The organism is Actinomadura sp. NPDC048032 (genome assembly GCF_040653175.1).
GTDB lineage: Bacteria > Actinomycetota > Actinomycetes > Streptosporangiales > Streptosporangiaceae > Spirillospora > Spirillospora verrucosospora.
In genome coordinates, this window is the sequence record NZ_JBEZJP010000794.1 from 1 (window position 1) to 1,399 (window position 1,399).

2 protein-coding genes and 1 pseudogene are annotated in these 1,399 nt (G+C 76.6%); all 3 read left to right on the top strand.

Features of this window, described 5'->3' with window-relative positions; translation table 11 throughout:
- Positions 1–530 (top strand): adenylyltransferase/cytidyltransferase family protein (locus AB0C69_RS42260; RefSeq protein ID WP_360362577.1); only part of this gene is annotated, 530 nt, incomplete at its 5' end.
- A complete protein-coding gene (locus tag AB0C69_RS42265; protein WP_353835770.1) occupies positions 527–1,204 on the top strand; it encodes an SDR family NAD(P)-dependent oxidoreductase in 678 nt (225 codons plus the stop codon). The genes AB0C69_RS42260 and AB0C69_RS42265, both read left to right, overlap by 4 nt.
- Positions 1,195–1,399: pseudogene (locus AB0C69_RS42270) on the top strand (hypothetical protein); the annotation flags it as partial. The gene AB0C69_RS42265 and the pseudogene AB0C69_RS42270, both read left to right, overlap by 10 nt.

Below are 1,399 nucleotides of genomic sequence, written 5' to 3' on the forward strand. Positions count from 1 at the left end.
GCGCGGGCGCCGCCGCGGCCGTCGCGGCGCAGCTCGCCGAGTCCGGCACCGCCCGGCTCGTCCCCGAGCGCGGCGAGGACGCCTGGGACGTCGTCGAGCGGACGCGGCGGGCGGGCGGCACGGTGGTGGCCACCGGCGGCTGCTTCGACCTGCTGCACGCGGGCCACGTCAGCCTCCTCCAGCAGGCGCGCAGGCTCGGCGACTGCCTGATCGTCTGCGTCAACTCCGACGCGTCGGTCCGGCGCCGCAAGGGGCCGTCCCGCCCGGTGACGCCCGCCGCGGACCGCGTCCGGGTGCTGGAGGCGCTCAGCGACGTGGACGCCGCGCTGGTGTTCGACGACGACACCCCGGCGCCGCTCCTGGAGCGGCTGCGCCCGGACGTGTGGGTCAAGGGCGCCGACTACGCCGGGGCGCCCCTGCCCGAGGCCGAGACGATCCGGGCCCACAACGGCGAGGTGGTCCTGCTGCCCCTCCTGGAGGGGCGCTCCACCACGCGCCTGCTGTCGACCACGAAGGGAAACGCGTCATGAAGGTCCTCATCACCGGCGGCGCCTCCGGACTCGGCGCGGCGGTCGCGCGGAAGATCGCCGACGACGGCGGGCGGCCCCTGGTCCTCGACCGGCACCCTCCGAAGGAGGAGTTCGAGCACATGCAGGCCGACCTCGCCGACCGCCGGTGCGCCGAGCGCGCCGTGCACGGCCTGGCGCGCGCCGCCGGCGGGCTCGACGCCGTCGTCACCGCCGCCGGCATCGACGCCTGCGGGGCGCTGTGCGAGGTCCCCGCCGAGGACTGGGAGCGGGTCGTCCAGGTGAACCTGCTCGGCACCGTCGCTGTCGTCCGCGCCGCGCTCCCGTACCTGGAGAACGAGCCGCACGGGCGGGTCGTCACGGTCGCGTCCACCCTGGGGTTCCGCGCGCTGAGCGACGCGACCGCGTACTGCGCGTCCAAGTTCGGCGTCGTCGGCTTCACGCGGGCGCTCGCCGCCGAGACGGCCGGGAAGGTCGCCGTCACCATGGTCGTGCCGGGCGGGATGGACACCGCGTTCTTCGACGACCGCCCCGACCAGTACAAGCCCGGGGCCGACGCCAAGCTGAACCGGCCCGAGAACGTGGCGGCGACCATCGCGTTCGCGCTGAACCAGCCGCCCGGCTGCGAGGTGCGCGAGCTGGTCGTGTGCCCGTCCCAAGAGCCGTCGTGGCCGTGACGGCCGGGGCGCGCGGCGCGCTGGTGCTGCGCGCGCTCGGCCTCGGCGATCTGCTGACCGCCGTCCCGGCGCTGCGGGCGCTGCGGCGCGGCATGCCCGGGGCGCGGATCACGCTCGCCGCCCCGCCGGTGCTCGAACCCCGAAGGTCGCCAAGGCGATCACCTCCGCCGATCCGGCCGCCCTCGTCCAGGCGCT